This is a genomic window from Pseudomonas sp. PDM25, assembly GCF_019219045.1.
GTDB lineage: Bacteria > Pseudomonadota > Gammaproteobacteria > Pseudomonadales > Pseudomonadaceae > Aquipseudomonas.
The window spans coordinates 37,422-54,032 of the sequence record NZ_JAHUWL010000012.1; the positions used below are offsets into that span (position 1 = coordinate 37,422).

The 16,611-nt window shown below is 59.8% G+C and carries 15 protein-coding genes; 7 read left to right on the forward strand and 8 right to left on the reverse strand.

Translation table 11 applies throughout. The features are described 5' to 3' along the window. Position 1: 1 nt before the first annotated feature. From mreD to mreB, 3 genes are all read right to left on the reverse strand, one after another. Entirely contained in the window at positions 2-493 is a 492-nt protein-coding gene (gene mreD, locus KW848_RS21985) for a rod shape-determining protein MreD (protein ID WP_111450412.1), read from the reverse strand. Then, on the reverse strand, positions 493-1,650 hold the full coding sequence (gene mreC / locus KW848_RS21990) for a rod shape-determining protein MreC (protein WP_192410374.1): 1,158 nt from the start codon (positions 1,648-1,650) through the stop codon (positions 493-495). Before mreC ends, mreD begins: the two co-directional genes overlap by 1 nt. 142 nt (positions 1,651-1,792) lie before the next feature. Further along, positions 1,793-2,830: a rod shape-determining protein MreB gene (mreB, locus tag KW848_RS21995; RefSeq protein WP_002555108.1), complete on the reverse strand. Its 1,038-nt coding sequence runs from the start codon at positions 2,828-2,830 to the stop codon at positions 1,793-1,795. Positions 2,831-3,044: 214 nt separating this feature from the next. On the opposite strand from mreB, the gene gatC reads away from it, so the two are divergent. From gatC to KW848_RS22025, 6 genes are all read left to right on the forward strand, one after another. Beyond that, a complete protein-coding gene (gatC, locus tag KW848_RS22000) occupies positions 3,045-3,332 on the forward strand; it encodes an Asp-tRNA(Asn)/Glu-tRNA(Gln) amidotransferase subunit GatC (protein WP_008026876.1) in 288 nt (95 codons plus the stop codon). Positions 3,333-3,348: 16 nt separating this feature from the next. Continuing rightward, entirely contained in the window at positions 3,349-4,800 is a 1,452-nt protein-coding gene (gene gatA, locus KW848_RS22005) for an Asp-tRNA(Asn)/Glu-tRNA(Gln) amidotransferase subunit GatA (RefSeq protein WP_111450414.1), read from the forward strand. A gap of 10 nt (positions 4,801-4,810) precedes the next feature. After that, entirely contained in the window at positions 4,811-6,256 is a 1,446-nt protein-coding gene (gatB, locus tag KW848_RS22010; protein WP_111450415.1) for an Asp-tRNA(Asn)/Glu-tRNA(Gln) amidotransferase subunit GatB, read from the forward strand. Between the two features lie 149 nt (positions 6,257-6,405). Next, complete coding sequence (locus tag KW848_RS22015) at positions 6,406-6,780, forward strand: septal ring lytic transglycosylase RlpA family protein (RefSeq protein WP_192410150.1); 375 nt, start codon at positions 6,406-6,408, stop codon at positions 6,778-6,780. Between the two features lie 50 nt (positions 6,781-6,830). Next, positions 6,831-7,892, forward strand: coding sequence for a calcium/sodium antiporter (locus KW848_RS22020; RefSeq protein ID WP_111450417.1), 1,062 nt, complete (start codon positions 6,831-6,833; stop codon positions 7,890-7,892). Continuing rightward, positions 7,889-8,269 (forward strand): carboxymuconolactone decarboxylase family protein, encoded by a 381-nt coding sequence (locus tag KW848_RS22025; RefSeq protein WP_008148900.1) that lies wholly within the window; start codon positions 7,889-7,891, stop codon positions 8,267-8,269. The genes KW848_RS22020 and KW848_RS22025 overlap by 4 nt, the downstream gene beginning before the upstream one ends. Positions 8,270-8,398: 129 nt before the next feature. On the opposite strand, the gene KW848_RS22030 is transcribed toward KW848_RS22025, so the two are convergent. The 5 genes from KW848_RS22030 to kdgD form a co-directional block, all read right to left on the reverse strand. Further along, positions 8,399-9,340: an AEC family transporter gene (locus tag KW848_RS22030; RefSeq protein ID WP_218538037.1), complete on the reverse strand. Its 942-nt coding sequence runs from the start codon at positions 9,338-9,340 to the stop codon at positions 8,399-8,401. Positions 9,341-9,526: 186 nt separating this feature from the next. Then, complete coding sequence (gene garD, locus KW848_RS22035; protein ID WP_192410148.1) at positions 9,527-11,080, reverse strand: galactarate dehydratase; 1,554 nt, start codon at positions 11,078-11,080, stop codon at positions 9,527-9,529. A gap of 11 nt (positions 11,081-11,091) precedes the next feature. Beyond that, positions 11,092-12,459 carry an MFS transporter gene (locus KW848_RS22040; RefSeq protein WP_111450421.1) on the reverse strand — a complete coding sequence of 456 codons (1,368 nt, stop codon included), beginning with the start codon at positions 12,457-12,459 and terminating at the stop codon, positions 11,092-11,094. Between the two features lie 168 nt (positions 12,460-12,627). Further along, positions 12,628-14,073: an aldehyde dehydrogenase family protein gene (locus tag KW848_RS22045; RefSeq protein WP_218538038.1), complete on the reverse strand. Its 1,446-nt coding sequence runs from the start codon at positions 14,071-14,073 to the stop codon at positions 12,628-12,630. Between the two features lie 61 nt (positions 14,074-14,134). Continuing rightward, positions 14,135-15,046: a 5-dehydro-4-deoxyglucarate dehydratase gene (gene kdgD, locus KW848_RS22050; protein WP_046045831.1), complete on the reverse strand. Its 912-nt coding sequence runs from the start codon at positions 15,044-15,046 to the stop codon at positions 14,135-14,137. Between the two features lie 238 nt (positions 15,047-15,284). Between kdgD and KW848_RS22055 the strand changes: the two genes are divergently transcribed. Beyond that, the gene (locus KW848_RS22055; protein ID WP_218538039.1) at positions 15,285-16,601 is read left to right on the forward strand and encodes a phospholipase; all 1,317 of its coding nucleotides are present in this window, start codon (positions 15,285-15,287) and stop codon (positions 16,599-16,601) included. Positions 16,602-16,611: the final 10 nt, after the last annotated feature.

The window sequence follows — 16,611 nt, forward strand, 5'->3', positions numbered from 1 at the left end:
ATTAATTGATTTTGTAGCGTCGACGCAAGCCGCGCAAACCGTAGCTGATCCATGGCCAGAGCAATGCGCTGACCAGTGCCGGCAAGACCAGCGCCAGTGTCGGCTGACGATTGCCGGTCAGGGCGCTGAGCCATAGTTGAACAAGCTGCGCGAGGCCAAAGATCACCAGGATCACCAGGCTCTGTTGCCACATCGGAAACATGCGCAGACGCTGTTGCAGCGCCAGCACCAGGTACGTGATCAGCGTCAGGATCAATGCGTTCTGCCCCAGCAGCGTGCCGTAGAGCACGTCTTCGGCCAGGCCCAGGCACCACGCGGTGACCATCCCGACTTGCTGCGGCATGGCTAACGCCCAGAATGCCAGCAGCAAGGCCAGCCACAGTGGACGCAGGATTTCCATGAATTGTGGCAGCGGCGAAACGCTGAGCAGCATGCCTATGGCGAATGTCAGCCAGACCATCCAGCCGTTTCGGGAGGCAGTAGCACCAACCATTATTCTCGTCCCCCAGTGGTAGCCGGCGCAGAGACAGGCGGCTTGGCAGCAGGCTTCACGGCAGCAGGTTGCGTGGCCGGCGGTTTAGCGGCAGCAGGTTGCGCCGCGGGCGGCTTGCTGGCGGCAGGTTTCGCAGCAGCAGGATGAGTTACCGCAGGCTTGGGCGGGGTTGTGGCAGCAGGGGCAACCGTCGGTGCAACCGGAGTCACGGGTGCAGCAACAGCAGCCGGGACGATGCCTGTTTTCGGTACTGTCGCTGGAATGATCGGGCCACCACCGTGCTGGTCCAAGGCTTCTTGAGCCTGGGCAGCTTCGTTGGCGCGCTCTTCGGCTGTGCGGCCGTCGGTGAACACCAGCAACAGGTAACGGCTGCGGTTCAAGGCGGCGGTCGGCACGGCGCGCACAATCGCGAACGGCTGACCGGAATCGTGAATCACTTCCTTGACCGTCGCTACCGGGTAACCCGCCGGGAACCGCTGCCCCAGACCCGAGCTGACCAGCAGATCGCCTTCCTTGATATCGGCGGTATCGGCTACGTGACGCAGCTCCAGGCGTTCCGGGTTGCCGGTGCCGCTGGCAATCGCCCGCAGGCCGTTGCGGTTCACCTGCACCGGAATGCTGTGAGTGGTGTCGGTCAACAACAGCACACGAGAGGTATACGGCATCAACTCGACCACCTGGCCCATCAAGCCACGGGCATCGAGCACCGGCTGACCGAGGATCACACCGTCGCGCTCACCTTTATTGATGATGATGCGGTGGGTGAAGGGATTGGGGTCCATGCCTATCAGCTCGGCCACTTCGACTTTCTCGTTGACCAGCGCCGAGGAGTTGAGCAACTCGCGCAGCCGAACGTTCTGCTCGGTGAGGGCGGCAAGCTTTTGCATGCGGCCCTGCAACAGCAGGTTCTCGGTTTTGAGTTTTTCGTTTTCGGCGACGAGCTCGGTACGGCTGCCAAATTGGCTGGCCACACCCTGCCATAGCCGCTGCGGCAGGTCGGTGATCCAGTAAGACTGCATCAGCACCAGCGACATTTGGCTACGCACTGGCTTGAGCAGTGTGAAGCGGGCATCGACCACCATCAGCGCGACCGATAGCACGACCAGCACCAACAAGCGCACGCCCAGTGAAGGCCCTTTGGTGAAAAGCGGTTTAATAAGCCGCTCCTCCCAGGCAAATGTTCTCTTTATTCATACGGCATCAAACCGGCCTGGATGCAGACTGACAGAAGATAAACGCCAACAGGCAGCACTGCAAAGTGCTGCCTGCGCGCCAACAGCATAGATGCAACCGGCGAGATCACTCGCTGGAGAGCAGGTCCATGGTGTGTTTATCCATCATTTCCAACGCACGGCCACCGCCGCGAGCAACGCAGGTCAGCGGGTCTTCGGCAACGATTACCGGCAGACCGGTTTCCTGGGCCAGCAACTTGTCGAGGTCACGCAGCAAGGCGCCACCACCGGTCAGTACCAGGCCACGCTCGGCGATGTCGGAAGCCAGTTCCGGAGGCGATTGCTCCAGTGCACTTTTCACAGCCTGAACGATGGTGGCCAGGGACTCTTGCAGAGCTTCCAGCACTTCATTGGAGTTCAGGGTGAATGCGCGCGGAACGCCTTCGGCCAGGTTACGGCCACGAACGTCGACTTCACGCACTTCGCCGCCCGGGTAGGCAGTACCGATTTCCTGCTTGATGCGCTCGGCAGTGGATTCGCCGATCAGGCTGCCGTAGTTGCGACGCACGTAAGTGATGATCGCTTCGTCGAAGCGGTCGCCGCCAACCCGCACGGATTCAGCGTAAACCACACCGTTCAGGGAGATCAGCGCGATTTCAGTGGTACCACCACCGATATCGACAACCATCGAGCCGCGAGCTTCTTCAACCGGCAGGCCGGCACCGATCGCAGCCGCCATTGGCTCTTCGATCAGGAACACTTCACGGGCACCGGCACCGAGGGCCGACTCACGGATGGCACGACGCTCAACCTGGGTGGATTTGCATGGAACGCAGATCAACACACGAGGACTAGGCTGCAGGAAGCTGTTTTCGTGAACCTTGTTGATAAAGTATTGCAGCATCTTTTCGCAAACGCTGAAGTCGGCGATCACGCCATCCTTCATCGGACGAATGGCAGCAATGTTGCCCGGCGTACGGCCGAGCATGCGCTTGGCCTCGGTGCCGACAGCAACGACACTTTTCTGGTTACCGTGTGTCCGAATAGCCACAACCGAGGGCTCATTCAGGACGATACCGCGCTCGCGCACGTAAATAAGGGTGTTGGCAGTGCCCAGGTCAATGGAGAGATCGCTGGAAAACATGCCACGCAGTTTCTTGAACATGGGGAAAGGACCCTAGGCAACGCGTGGGTAAAAAAGTGCGGCAAACTCTAACAACGACAGGGATTTTGGGCAAGGCGCCAATATGTTAAATTGGCCGCTTTTCTGTGCACCAACCCCCACAATCGCGGCCTTATGACCGTAGAAATGCGGTAGTGTTCCGACAATCTAACACACGGATAGCATCCGTTCTGTTTTCCTTCCACTGGAGAATCCCATGACGCTTGAACGCTCCGACGTGGAAAAAATCGCTCATCTGGCCTGTCTGGGCCTTAATGATGCCGATCTTCCACACATCACTTCGGCCCTGAACAGCATTCTGGGACTGGTCGACGAAATGCAGGCGGTCAATACCGACGGTATCGAGCCGCTCGCCCACCCACTGGAAGCCAGCCAGCGCCTGCGCGCAGACGTCGTGACCGAGACCAATCATCGCGAGGCCTATCAGTCCATCGCACCAGCGGTCGAAAACGGCCTGTACCTGGTTCCGAAAGTCATCGACTAAAGGGAAAGAGCCTGCAATGCATCAATTGACTCTGGCCGAGATCGCCCGCGGTCTCGCCGATAAAAAGTTTTCTTCCGAAGAGCTGACCAAAACCCTGCTGGCGCGTATCGCCCAGCTCGATCCGCAGCTCAACAGTTTCATCAGCCTCACCGAAGACCTGGCGCTCCAGCAGGCGAAAGCCGCTGACGCACGCCGGGCCAATGGTGAGAGCGGCGCCCTGCTCGGTGCGCCGATCGCCCACAAAGACCTGTTCTGCACCCAAGGCATCCGCACCAGTTGCGGCTCGAAGATGCTCGACAACTTTAAAGCACCGTACGACGCCACCGTGGTCGCCAAACTGGCTGCTGCCGGGGCCGTGACCCTGGGCAAGACCAACATGGACGAATTCGCCATGGGGTCGGCCAACGAGTCGAGCTACTACGGCGCAGTGAAAAACCCGTGGAACCTGGAATACGTGCCCGGCGGCTCGTCTGGTGGTTCGGCTGCTGCGGTTGCCGCTCGTCTGTTGCCAGCGGCAACGGGCACCGACACCGGCGGTTCGATCCGTCAACCCGCCGCGCTGACCAACCTGACCGGCCTGAAACCGACGTACGGTCGCGTTTCGCGCTGGGGCATGATCGCCTACGCATCCAGTCTCGATCAGGGCGGCCCATTGGCCCGCACAGCCGAAGACTGCGCGATCCTGCTGCAAGGCATGGCCGGTTTCGACCCGCAAGACTCCACCAGCATCGACGAGCCCGTGCCGGATTACAGCGCCGGCCTCAACGGTTCGCTGCAAGGCCTGCGCATCGGCGTTCCTAAAGAATATTTCAGCGCCGGTCTCGACCCGCGCATTGCCGAGCTGATCCACAACAGCGTCAAGGAGCTGGAAAAGCTCGGTGCCGTGGTCAAGGAAATCAGCCTGCCGAACATGCAGCACGCGATCCCTGCGTACTACGTGATCGCCCCGGCAGAGGCGTCTTCCAACCTGTCGCGTTTCGATGGCGTACGTTTCGGCTATCGCTGCGAAGACCCGAAAAACCTGATCGACCTGTACAAGCGTTCCCGTGGCGAAGGTTTCGGCCCGGAAGTGCAGCGCCGGATCATGGTCGGTGCCTACGCGTTGTCGGCCGGTTACTACGACGCCTACTACCTGAAGGCGCAGAAAATTCGTCGCCTGATCAAGAACGACTTCATGGCAGCCTTTAATGAGGTCGACATCATCCTCGGCCCAACCACGCCAAACCCGGCCTGGAAGCTTGGCGCCAAGAGCAGCGACCCGGTTGCTGCGTACCTGGAAGACGTCTACACCATCACCGCCAACCTCGCCGGTCTGCCGGGCTTGTCCATGCCAGCCGGTTTTGTCGATGGTCTGCCGGTCGGCGTGCAATTGCTCGCTCCGTATTTCCAGGAAGGCCGTTTGCTCAACGTTGCGCACCAGTATCAGTTGAACACTGACTGGCACACCCGCACCCCAACCGGCTTCTGAGGAGAAACACATGCAATGGGAAGTCGTGATCGGGCTGGAGATTCACACCCAGCTCACCACCCGGTCGAAAATCTTTTCCGGTAGCTCCACCACATTCGGTTCCGAGCCGAATACCCAGGCCAGCCTGGTTGACCTCGGTATGCCTGGCGTATTGCCGGTGCTGAACCAGGAAGCGGTGCGCATGGCGGTAATGTTCGGTCTGGCGATTGATGCCGAGATCGGCCAGCACAACGTGTTCGCCCGTAAAAACTATTTCTACCCGGACCTGCCCAAGGGCTACCAGATCAGCCAGATGGAATTGCCGATCGTTGGCAAAGGCCACCTGGACATCGCGCTGGAAGACGGCACGGTCAAGCGCGTCGGCATCACCCGCGCGCACCTGGAAGAAGACGCCGGTAAAAGCCTGCACGAAGAATTCAGCGGCGCCACCGGCATCGACCTGAACCGTGCCGGCACGCCGCTGCTGGAAATCGTGTCCGAGCCGGACATGCGCAGCGCCAAGGAAGCCGTGGCTTACGTCAAGGCTGTCCACGCGCTGGTGCGTTACCTCGGCATCTGCGACGGCAACATGGCCGAAGGCTCGTTGCGTTGCGACTGCAACGTGTCGATCCGTCCGAAAGGCCAGGTTGAATTCGGCACTCGCTGCGAGATCAAGAACGTCAACTCGTTCCGTTTCATCGAGAAGGCGATCAACACCGAAGTGCAACGTCAGATCGAGCTGATCGAAGACGGCGGCCGGGTGATCCAGCAGACCCGTCTGTACGATCCGAACAAGGACGAAACCCGTCCGATGCGCAGCAAAGAGGAAGCCAACGACTACCGTTACTTCCCCGATCCGGACCTGCTGCCGGTGGTCATCGAAGACTCGTTCCTCGACGACGTGCGCGCTACCCTGCCGGAATTGCCACCGCAGAAACGCGAGCGCTTCCAGGCGCAGTTCGGTCTGTCGGTCTACGACGCCAGCGTCCTGGCCACCAGCCGCGAGCAAGCCGATTACTTCGAGAAAGTCGTGAGCATTGGCGGCGACGCCAAGCTGGCGGCCAACTGGGTGATGGTTGAATTGGGCAGCCTGTTGAACAAACAGGGCCTGGACATCGATCAGTCGCCGGTCTCGGCCGAACAACTGGGCGGCATGCTGCTGCGCATCACCGACAACACCATCTCCGGCAAAATCGCCAAAGTGGTGTTTGAAGCCATGGCCAACGGCGAAGGCAGCGCGGACGAGATCATCGACAAGCGCGGCCTGAAGCAAGTGACCGACACCGGTGCGATCTCGGCAGTGTTGGACGAAATGCTCGCGGCCAACGCCGAACAGGTTGAACAGTACCGCGCGGCAGACGAAGCCAAACGCGGCAAGATGTTCGGCTTCTTCGTCGGCCAAGCCATGAAAGCTTCCAAAGGCAAGGCCAACCCGCAACAGGTTAACGAACTGCTGAAAAGCAAGCTCGAAGGCTGATCGCAATGGAGCCAGTTTTAAAGCCTGGCTCTACCCCTTGTGGGAGCGGGCTTGCTCGCGAAAGCGGTGTATCAGTCAACATTGATGTTGGATGTGATGCCCCCTTCGCGAGCAAGCCCGCTCCCACATTTGTATGTGGAAACCTTCGAATGAAACGCTTCCTCAGTGCCTGCGCCCTGCTCTCCCTGCTGGCCGGTTGCGCCAGCAACGATGTCATCGATCCGCACGGCTATGACAAAACCGGCGTTGCCTCGTATTACGGCGCCAAACACCAAGGTAAACGCACCGCCAGTGGCGAGCGTTTCAACAAGAATTCCCTGACCGCCGCCCATCGCCAGTTGCCCTTTGGCACGCGGGTGAAGGTCACCAATCTGAACAACGACAAGTCCTGTGTGGTTCGCATCAACGATCGCGGGCCACATACCCGTGGGCGTCTGATTGATGTTTCACACGAAGCCGCCGAACAACTGGGTATGCTCAGAAGCGGCACTGCACGGGTTCGCGTGCAAGCCCTCGACGACTGACCGATGGAGCGCCGACCATTTTCGGACTTGCCGATTTACCCCTGATCAGCGTGATTGAATTGCTCAGCGGCTTGCTGTTGCTGATCGCCGGCGCCGAGCTGATGGTGCGCGCCGCCGTGCGCCTCGCCGCACGCTTGCATGTACGACCGCTGATTATCGGCTTGACCATCGTAGCCCTCGGCAGCAGCGCACCGCAGATGGCGGTCAGCCTGCAAGCAACCCTGACGCAGAACGCCGACATCGCCGTCGGCAGCGTGATCGGCAGTGGCATCTTCAACATCCTCGTCACCCTCGGGCTTTCGGCGCTGATCATCCCGCTGCGGGTTTCACGGCAACTGGTGCGCCTGGATATCCCGCTGATGATCGGCGCCAGTCTGTTGGTGTTCGTATTGGCGTGGAACGAAGAACTGACCCGCACCGATGGCGTGATGCTGCTGGCGGCGCTGGCGCTGTATCTGGGCCTGCTGCTGCGCCAGTCGCGGCACTCGACCCGCCCGCAATCGACGACCCACGAAGTCCCGCAAGCACCATGGATCAGCAGCCTGCTGATGATCGTCGTGGGTTTGGCGATGCTGGTCTACGCCGGGCACCTGCTGTTGGGCGCGGCGGTTTCGGTCGCGACTGATCTGGGGTTGTCGGAGCGGATCATCGGCTTGACCATCGTCGCTGTCGGCACATCCCTGCCGGAACTGGCCACCTCGTTGATCGCCGCGTTGCGCGGTCAGCGCGACATCGCCGTGGGCAACGTGATTGGCAGCAACCTGTTCAACCTCTTGGGCGTGCTGGGCTTCACCGCGTTGGTCGCGCCATCGCCGCTGTCGGTGTCGCCCAACGCCCTGGATTTCGACTTGCCGGTCATGCTCGGCGTCGCGGTGTTGTGCCTGCCGGTGTTCTATTCCGGTTACCGGGTGACCCGCGCCGAAGGTCTGCTGTTTTTGGGTTTGTATCTGGCTTACGGTCTGCACGTGGTGTCATTCACCACCGGCATGCCGCTGGCCGACAAGCTTGAACACCTGATGCTGTTTTTTGTCCTGCCGGCGCTGATGGCGTTTTTGCTGCTCACGTCGCTGCGCGCCTGGCGTCGCCAACACCACAATAAGGAATTGCCATGACCGATGATAAAAAGCCTGGGGTTGAAGTCCGGCGCCAAGTAATGGGCGACGCCTTCGTCGACCGCGCGCTGGGCAATGCCACCGAGTTCACTCAACCGCTGCAGGATTTCGTCAACGAGCACGCCTGGGGCGGCGTCTGGAACCGCGAAGGTTTGCCATTGAAAACCCGTAGCCTGATCACCCTCGCCGCGCTGACCGCGTTGAAGTGCCCGCAGGAATTGAAAGGCCACGTACGTGGTGCGCTGAACAATGGCTGCACCGTGGAAGAGATTCGTGAAGCGCTGCTGCATTGCGCGGTGTATGCCGGTGTGCCGGCGGCAATCGATGCGTTTCGGGCGGCACAGGAAGTAATTGATACTTATCAGAAGCCCGAGTAACAGCCTGGCTTTGGCAGTGACAGTGAGATTGCTTTCGCGAGCAAGCCCGCTCCCACAGGGGAATGCATTCCAAATGTGGGAGCGGGCTTGCTCGCGAAGAGGCCCTATAAACCACCGCAAAACCCGAGGCTAAATCCACCCGCCCCACTGCAACAGGAAGATCCCGATGTTGGTGGTGACCGCCGCCATCAACGTGGTGATCACGATGATCGCCGCCGCCAGTTCATGATTGCCATTGGCCTGACGGGCCATGACAAAACTGGCCGCGGCGGTCGGGCTGCCGAAGTACAGAAACAAAATCCCCAACTCCGCACCACGAAAGCCCCAGAGCCATGCACCCAGCGTCGCCAGAACCGGCAGGCCGATCATCTTCACCAGGCTTGAGCTGAGCGCCATGCTGCCGCTTTTACGCAGTGCCGCCAGCGACAGCGTGCCGCCGATGCAGATCAACGCCAACGGCAGGGTGGTTTGCGCCAGGTATTGGCCGGACGTCTCCAGCCATCCTGGCAAGCTGATCTTGAAGTAGGCAAACGGCGCCGCGGCAAACACGCTGATGATCAGCGGATTGGCCATCACGCTTTTGCAGATGCTCCAGGGGTCGGACTTGATTACCGGGCTGTACACCGCCAGCACAATGGTCGAGAGCGTGTTGTAAAACAGGATCACCAACGCCGCGAGAATCGCTCCGAGGGAAATCCCGTAGTCGCCGTACATGCTCGCAGCCAGTGCGAGGCCAATCACCCCGTTATTGCCGCGAAAGGCGCCCTGGGTGTAAATCCCCCGGTCCTCCCGCGGACACTTCCAGATCGCCCAGCCCCAGGCGATGGCGAAACACACCAGAGTGGCGAGCGAGAAGTAGATCAGCAGCGCCGGTTGCAACGCGGCGTGCAGGTCGGCATGCAGGATGCCCAGAAACAGCAACGCCGGCATGGTGACGTTAAACACCAGGGCCGACGCAGTGTGGATGAAGTTGTCGTTGATCCAGTCGATGCGCTTGAGCAGCACCCCCAGAAACAGCATGGCAAACACCGGCGCGGTGATGTTCAGGGTTTCGAGGAAGATAGCCAGCATGCCGGGGATAACCTTGGGTGAGCGTCGTTAGGGGGCTAATGATAAGCCAGCAAGTCCCCCGGCGTCTGGTAGACCGTCTTCGCGAGCAAGCCCTCTCCCACAGGGGATCTTCTTTGTTGCACAAATTGCGTGAACACTGAAGATCACTGTGGGAGCGGGCTTGCTCGCGAAACAGGCGACGCGGTCTCAGGTGATGGGGGCAGGGTTGAACAAGGTGATGTCGTTATGCAGCTTGTGCTTCTCGGCCCAGGTTTGCTTCTTGCCGCTGGCCACATCCAGGTAGTAGTGGAACAACTCCCAGCCAAGGTCCTCAATCGACGCCCGCCCGGTCGCGATCCGCCCGGCATCGATGTCGATCAGGTCCGGCCAACGCTGCGCCAGCTCGGTTCGGGTCGACACCTTCACCACCGGTGCCATCGCCAAACCATATGGCGTACCACGCCCGGTAGTGAACACGTGCAGGTTCATCCCCGCCGCCAATTGCAACGTCCCGCAGACAAAGTCACTGGCCGGGGTCGCACAGAAAATCAGGCCTTTGCGCTTGAAGCGCTCGCCAGGACCCAGCACCCCGTTAATCGCGCTGCTGCCGGATTTGACGATCGACCCAAGCGACTTCTCGACAATGTTCGACAACCCACCCTTCTTGTTGCCCGGCGTGGTGTTGGCGCTGCGATCCGCTTCGCCCTTGGCCAGGTAACGGTCGTACCAGTCCATCTCGCGCACCAGTTCCTGAGCGACTTCCTCGGTTTCCGCACGGGAAGTCAGCAGGTAAATCGCATCGCGCACTTCGGTGACTTCGGAAAACATCACCGTCGCACCGGCCCGCAATAACAGGTCCGAGGCATAACCCAGCGCCGGGTTGGCGGTGATCCCGGAAAACGCATCGCTGCCGCCGCACTGCATGCCCAGAATCAGCTCGGACGCCGGCACGGTTTCTCGGCGACGTTGATCGAGCTTCTTCAAACGGGTCTCGGCCAACGCCATGATCTGCTCGATCATCTCGGTGAAACCGTGACTGGAATCCTGCAAGCGGTACAACCACGGATCGCTCAAATCCACCGAGCTGTCGTTCTCGTGCATCACCTGCCCGGCCTGCAGTTTCTCGCAGCCCAGACTGACCACCAACGCTTCGCCACCCAGGTTCGGGTTACGCGCCAGGTTGCGCACGGTACGGATCGGGATGTACGCGTCAGTCGCGGTAATCGCTACACCACAGCCGTAGCTGTGAGTCAGCGCGACCACGTCATCGACGTGCGGATACTTGGGCAGCAACTCGTCCTTGATGCGTTTGACCGCATGGTCCAGAACGCCAGTGACGCACTGAACCGTCGTGGTAATCCCGAGAATATTGCGCGTGCCGACGGTGCCGTCGGCGTTGCGATAACCTTCGAACGTGAAGCCTTCCAGCGGTGCCTGCGCCGCCGGCACTTCGGTGGACAGCGGCAAGCTGTCCAGCGGTGGCGCGGTGGGCATGCGCAGTTGATCTTCCTTGACCCAACTGCCGCGCGGAATCGGCTGCAACGCGTAGCCGATGGTCTGTCCGTAACGAATCACCTGGCCACCCACGGGAATGTCTTCCAGGGTGACCTTGTGGCTCTGTGGCACGAAATCCACGGTGACCAGGCCGTCCGGAAACTCGGTACCGGCCGGCACGCCTTGATCATTGACCACGATCACTACGTTGTCCCGCTCGTGCAGGCGGATGTAGCGCGGCGAGTCGGAATGTTCAATCAACTGCATGACGCCGCTCCTCAGGAATGCGCTTGAGACAATTTGTTATTGGCTTCAGGACCGCTGACGGGCGGTTCCTTGAGTACCACACGTTTGATCGGACCGACGATCACCAGATAGCTGAACACCGCGACCAGGGCGTTGCAACCGACAAACACCAGCGCCCATTTGAACGAACCGGTGGAGCTGATGATGTAGCCGATGACAATCGGGGTGGTGATCGAGGCGATGTTGCCGAACATGTTGAACAGGCCGCCACTCAAACCGGCAATCTGTTTCGGCGAGGTGTCGGACACCACGGCCCAACCCAATGCGCCGACGCCTTTGCCAAAGAACGCCAAGGCCATGAAACCAACCACCATCCATTCGATGTCCACGTAGTTACACGCGACGATGCTGCTGGAGACCAGCAAGCCAGCAATGATGGGTGCCTTGCGGGCGAAGGTCAGCGAGTGGCCTTTGCGCAGCAGGTAGTCGGAAATCACCCCGCCGAGCACACCACCGATGAAGCCGCAGATCGCCGGCAACGAGGCGATGAAACCGGCTTTGAGGATGGTCATGCCGCGTTCTTGCACCAGGTACACCGGGAACCAGGTCAGGAAGAAGTAGGTGATGCCGTTGATGCAGTATTGGCCCAGGTACACGCCGAGCATCATGCGGTTGGTCAGCAACTGGCGGATGTAGTCCCACTTTGGACCGTCGACTTTTTTGCCTTTGCCCTTGTCCTGGTCCATGTCGACCATGCCGCCGTTGTCGGCGATGTGCTTGAACTCGGCGTCGTTGATCATCGGATGCTGACGCGGGCTGTGGATAACCTTCAGCCAGATCCCCGAGAAGATGATGCCGATCACACCCATGACGATAAACACGTGCTGCCAGCCAAAGCTGTAGACGATCCAACCCATCAGCGGCGCAAACAGTACCGTGGCGAAGTATTGCGCCGAGTTGAAGATCGCCGAGGCGGTGCCGCGTTCAGCCGTCGGGAACCAGGCGGCTACGATGCGCGCGTTACCGGGGAAGGATGGCGCTTCGGCCAGGCCCACCAGGAAGCGCAGCATGAACAGCGCAACCACCGCCGTGGACATGCCGAACTCACCGACATAGCCCTGCAGCACGGTGAACAGCGACCAGGTGAAGATGCTGAGCGCATACACTTTTTTCGAGCCGAAACGGTCCAGCAGCCAGCCACCTGGAATTTGCCCGGCCACGTAGGCCCAACCGAATGCGGAGAAGATATAACCGAGAGTGACCGCGTCGATGCCGAGGTCTTTTTGCAGGCTGGAGCCCGCGATGGCGATGGTAGCCCGGTCGGCGTAGTTGATCGTGGTCACCAGAAAAAGCATGAGCAAAATCAAATAGCGGACGTGGGTCGGCTTGGTCGCTTGCATGTAGATGTACTCCCACTGATTATTTTTATGCGGGTAATAACGGTGTTGTTTTTGTGGGAGCTGGCCTGCCGGCGATGCGGGCACCTCGGTATGTCAGTCATACCGCGGTGATGCCATCGCTGCCATGCGGCGACCCGACAGGCCAGCTCCCACAGGTATTGCGGTGTATCAGGAACCGATATAAGAGGTCTTCACCACGGTGTAGAACTCTTGCGCGTAGCGACCTTGCTCACGTGAGCCATAGGATGAACCTTTACGCCCACCGAATGGAACGTGGTAATCCACGCCCGCCGTCGGCAGGTTGACCATCACCATCCCGGCCTGGGAGTGGCGCTTGAAGTGGTTGGCGTACTTCAGCGACGTGGTGGCGATGCCCGCCGACAGACCGAATTCGGTGTCGTTGGCCATGGCCAGCGCAGCCTCGTAATCCGCTACGCGAACCACGTTGGCCACCGGGCCGAAGATCTCTTCGCGGCTGATGCGCATCGCGGCTTCGCTGTCGGCAAACAGGGTTGGCGCGAGGTAGTAGCCTTCGGTGTCGCAAGTCACCAGACCACCGCCGCTGACCAGACGTGCACCTTCGGACTGGCCGATGTCGATGTACTTCATGTCCTGTTCAAGCTGCGCTTGCGAGACCACCGGACCAATGTCGGTGCCGGCTTTCAACGCGTGACCGACCTTGATCGACTTCATGCGCTCAGCCACGGCTTCAACGAACTTGTCGTGAATCCCGGCGGTGACAATGAAGCGGCTCGAAGCAGTGCAACGCTGGCCGGTGGAGTAGAACGCGCTCTGTACCGACAGCTCGACCGCTTGCTTGAGGTCGGCGTCGTCGAGAATGATCTGCGGGTTCTTGCCGCCCATTTCCAGCTGAACCTTGGCCTGGCGCGACACGCAGTTGACCGCGATCTGACGACCGACGCCCACGGAACCGGTGAAGCTGATGCCGTCGACTTTCGGGCTCTGCACCAGCGCATCGCCCACCACTCGACCGCTGCCCATCACCAGGTTGAACACACCGGCCGGGAAGCCTGCGCGGGAGATGATTTCGGCCAGCGCCCAAGCGCAACCCGGCACCAGATCCGCCGGTTTCAGCACGACGCAGTTACCGTAGGCCAGCGCCGGGGCGATTTTCCACGCAGGAATTGCGATCGGGAAGTTCCATGGTGTGATCAGACCAACCACACCCAGCGCTTCGCGAGTCACTTCGACGTTCACACCCGGACGCACCGACGGCAGATAGTCGCCGGACAGACGTAGGCATTCACCGGCGAAGAACTTGAAGATGTTGCCGGCGCGGGTCACTTCGCCGATAGCTTCAGGCAGGGTCTTGCCCTCTTCCCGGGCCAGCAAGGTGCCGAGCTCTTCGCGACGGGCGAGTATTTCGCTGCCGACTTTATCCAGCGAATCGTGACGTGCCTGAATGCCCGACGTGGACCAGGCCGGGAACGCGGCGCGAGCAGCGTCGATGGCGGCGTGAACCTGAGCCAGATCAGCCTTGGCGTACTCGCCGATGGTATCGGTCAGTTCGGACGGGTTGATGTTGTTGGAGTATTCGCTACCCGCAACCCATTCACCATTGATGTAGTTATCAAAACGCTTTGCATTTGCCACGGAATGTTCTCCTCACGCAAAAGGCCGCTGAATACTCAGCGGCCTTGTTTAATCGGATGTGTTACTGCGCACCTTGCTTGTCGATCAGCGCGGCGAGCATTTCGTACTCTTCGCCCGTCAGATCGGTCAGCGGCGCACGCACAGGACCTGCGTCATAGCCGACAATTTTTGCCCCGGCCTTGACGATGCTCACCGCGTAACCGGCTTTGCGGTTACGGATGTCCAGGTACGGTAGGAAGAAGTCGTCGATGATCTTGCCGACGGTGGCGTGATCTTCGCGGGCAATGGCGTGGTAGAAATCCATCGCGGTTTTCGGGATGAAGTTGAACACCGCCGAGGAGTAAACCGGTACGCCCAGTGCCTTGTAGGCTGCGGCGTAGACTTCGGCGGTCGGCAAACCGCCCAGGTAGCTGAAGCGATCACCGAGGCGGCGACGGATCGACACCATCAACTCGATATCGCCCAGGCCATCCTTGTAGCCGATCAGGTTCGGGCAGCGCTCGGCCAGACGTTCCAGCAACGGCGCGGTCAGGCGGCAGACGTTGCGGTTGTAAACCACCACGCCGATTTTCACCGATTTGCACACGGCTTCAACGTGGGCGGCAACGCCGTCCTGGCTGGCTTCGGTCAGGTAGTGCGGCAACAGCAACAGGCCTTTGGCGCCCAGGCGCTCGGCTTCCTGTGCGTATTCGATGGCTTGACGAGTCGAACCGCCAACGCCGGCCAGAATCGGCACGCTGGTTTCGCAGGTGTCGACGGCGGTCTTGATGATTTCCGAATATTCGCTGGCCGCCAGAGAGAAGAACTCACCGGTGCCGCCCGCGGCGAACAATGCCGAGGCGCCGTATGGGGCCAGCCATTCGAGACGTTTGATGTAGCCCGCGCGATGGAAATCGCCCTGAGCATTGAAATCGGTAACCGGGAAAGACAGCAGACCGGAAGAGAGGATGGACTTCAGTTCTTGTGGATTCATTATTCGAACACCCTGGATAGCGACGTATGTGTGTGAGAAAACCGTTCAGCCTTCGCCGAAGTTGTAGGTCATCGTACAACTTAAATAATAACCGTCAACTGCATTTCATCGCCAACCGCAGATTTTGAGTCGGAAAGGTATTTTCTTGACGTAGGAAAATTCTCACCTATGATCCAGATGACTGTATATGCATACAGTTATTTTTTGATCGTACCGACGACATATCAAGGAGATAGAAATGTCAGGTCTACACGCACAACCGAAGGAAAAACCGAAACAGGTCATTGCCGAACTGGATGATCTTTTTACCGAGCATGGCATTCCTCTCATCGGGAATAACCCACATGTGATCTTGCAGATTGCTGATCATCACAGCTCTACGATTCCTCTTCCCGCGCCTCTGCCCACAACCTCCGGCAATGCCCTGAATGGCAAGCCACAGCTGAGGTTCGAGGGTGGCGAACACACCGCCATCGGCGACAGCACGCTGCTGCGCTTCATCAAGGACGCACCAGCTATTCCCGCTTCGCAGGTGGAACTGCATCTGCCCAACGGGCTGGCGCTGACCTATGGCCAGGTCATTGCGCTGGGGGGTGATTTCTATGGAATTCCCGATCAACCGATCAGCGAAGGCGCAACAGCCGCCGACCGAATCCAGCGTTTTACCAATGCCTTCAACTCGCTGGCCGTGCTGCCTGCTGCTAACGCTGAAGCCAAGCTGATCCTCGGTGTGATGCAAAAGGAAATCGCCGCGATCAAGCAGGCGATCAAGGACGGTAAACAACCTCACGAGGCTTATGACGCCCTCGGTGATACGTTGTCAGAAGAGTGGAACAAGATCACCGGCGGCGGCAGTGTCGTTTCGGCGTTGTTCCCATTTGGCCGCTACCTGAAACTGGCTGCCAACAATGCCGATCACTTCGCCGAATGGGCGCTGCTGGCCTATATCGCCGGGCACACCGCGGCGGTGCAACAAGCGGTGCTGGCCCACGCCAGCGGCAATGAAAAGCAGTTGGAGTTGGCCTATGCGATGAACGCTTTTGCCGATCACTACCTGACCGACCTGTTTTCCACCGGCCACCTGCGAGTGCCGCGCAAACAATTGGCAGCGGTGGTCACGCCGAGCGATCTGGGTTCGTTGATCACGCGGTTCATGCACGACGAAGACAGCAAATTCGGCCTCAACGTGCGCAATGGCAACGGCGATCAATGGCGCGCGTATGGGGACAAACGCTACTTCGACGACCTTTCCAGCGCCAATCGCACCCAAGTGAATCAGGCGGTTCAGGTGTCTGCGGATGAAGTGTTCGCGGCTTATCTCAGCGGAATCGCCCCGTCGGCCGCCAATTTCGCCGCCTTGAAAAAGCTGCCTGATCTGCAAGCCGTACTGAACCTGGCGACCAACTTCTCACCGCTGTTCAGGGTCGAGGGCAACAAGGTGCTGCGACGCAAGGACGTCAACAACCTGAACGACACCGCCACCGTGGATGACTGGTGGGGCTGGAGCACTTATTTGCTGCTCAAGGATTACAAACCCACCGGCAACGTTGCCTGATAAGGAGATC

Coding starts and splice junctions, on each gene's coding strand:
- gatC (WP_008026876.1), top strand. CDS start 3,045: ATGACGCTTGAACGCTCCGACGTGGAAAAAATCGCTCATCTGGCCTGT.
- KW848_RS22030 (WP_218538037.1), bottom strand. CDS start 9,340: ATGCTGGCTATCTTCCTCGAAACCCTGAACATCACCGCGCCGGTGTTT.
- kdgD (WP_046045831.1), bottom strand. CDS start 15,046: ATGAATCCACAAGAACTGAAGTCCATCCTCTCTTCCGGTCTGCTGTCT.
- KW848_RS22040 (WP_111450421.1), bottom strand. CDS start 12,459: ATGCAAGCGACCAAGCCGACCCACGTCCGCTATTTGATTTTGCTCATG.
- KW848_RS22025 (WP_008148900.1), top strand. CDS start 7,889: ATGACCGATGATAAAAAGCCTGGGGTTGAAGTCCGGCGCCAAGTAATG.
- mreD (WP_111450412.1), bottom strand. CDS start 493: ATGGTTGGTGCTACTGCCTCCCGAAACGGCTGGATGGTCTGGCTGACA.
- KW848_RS22055 (WP_218538039.1), top strand. CDS start 15,285: ATGTCAGGTCTACACGCACAACCGAAGGAAAAACCGAAACAGGTCATT.
- gatB (WP_111450415.1), top strand. CDS start 4,811: ATGCAATGGGAAGTCGTGATCGGGCTGGAGATTCACACCCAGCTCACC.
- garD (WP_192410148.1), bottom strand. CDS start 11,080: ATGCAGTTGATTGAACATTCCGACTCGCCGCGCTACATCCGCCTGCAC.
- KW848_RS22015 (WP_192410150.1), top strand. CDS start 6,406: ATGAAACGCTTCCTCAGTGCCTGCGCCCTGCTCTCCCTGCTGGCCGGT.
- mreB (WP_002555108.1), bottom strand. CDS start 2,830: ATGTTCAAGAAACTGCGTGGCATGTTTTCCAGCGATCTCTCCATTGAC.
- gatA (WP_111450414.1), top strand. CDS start 3,349: ATGCATCAATTGACTCTGGCCGAGATCGCCCGCGGTCTCGCCGATAAA.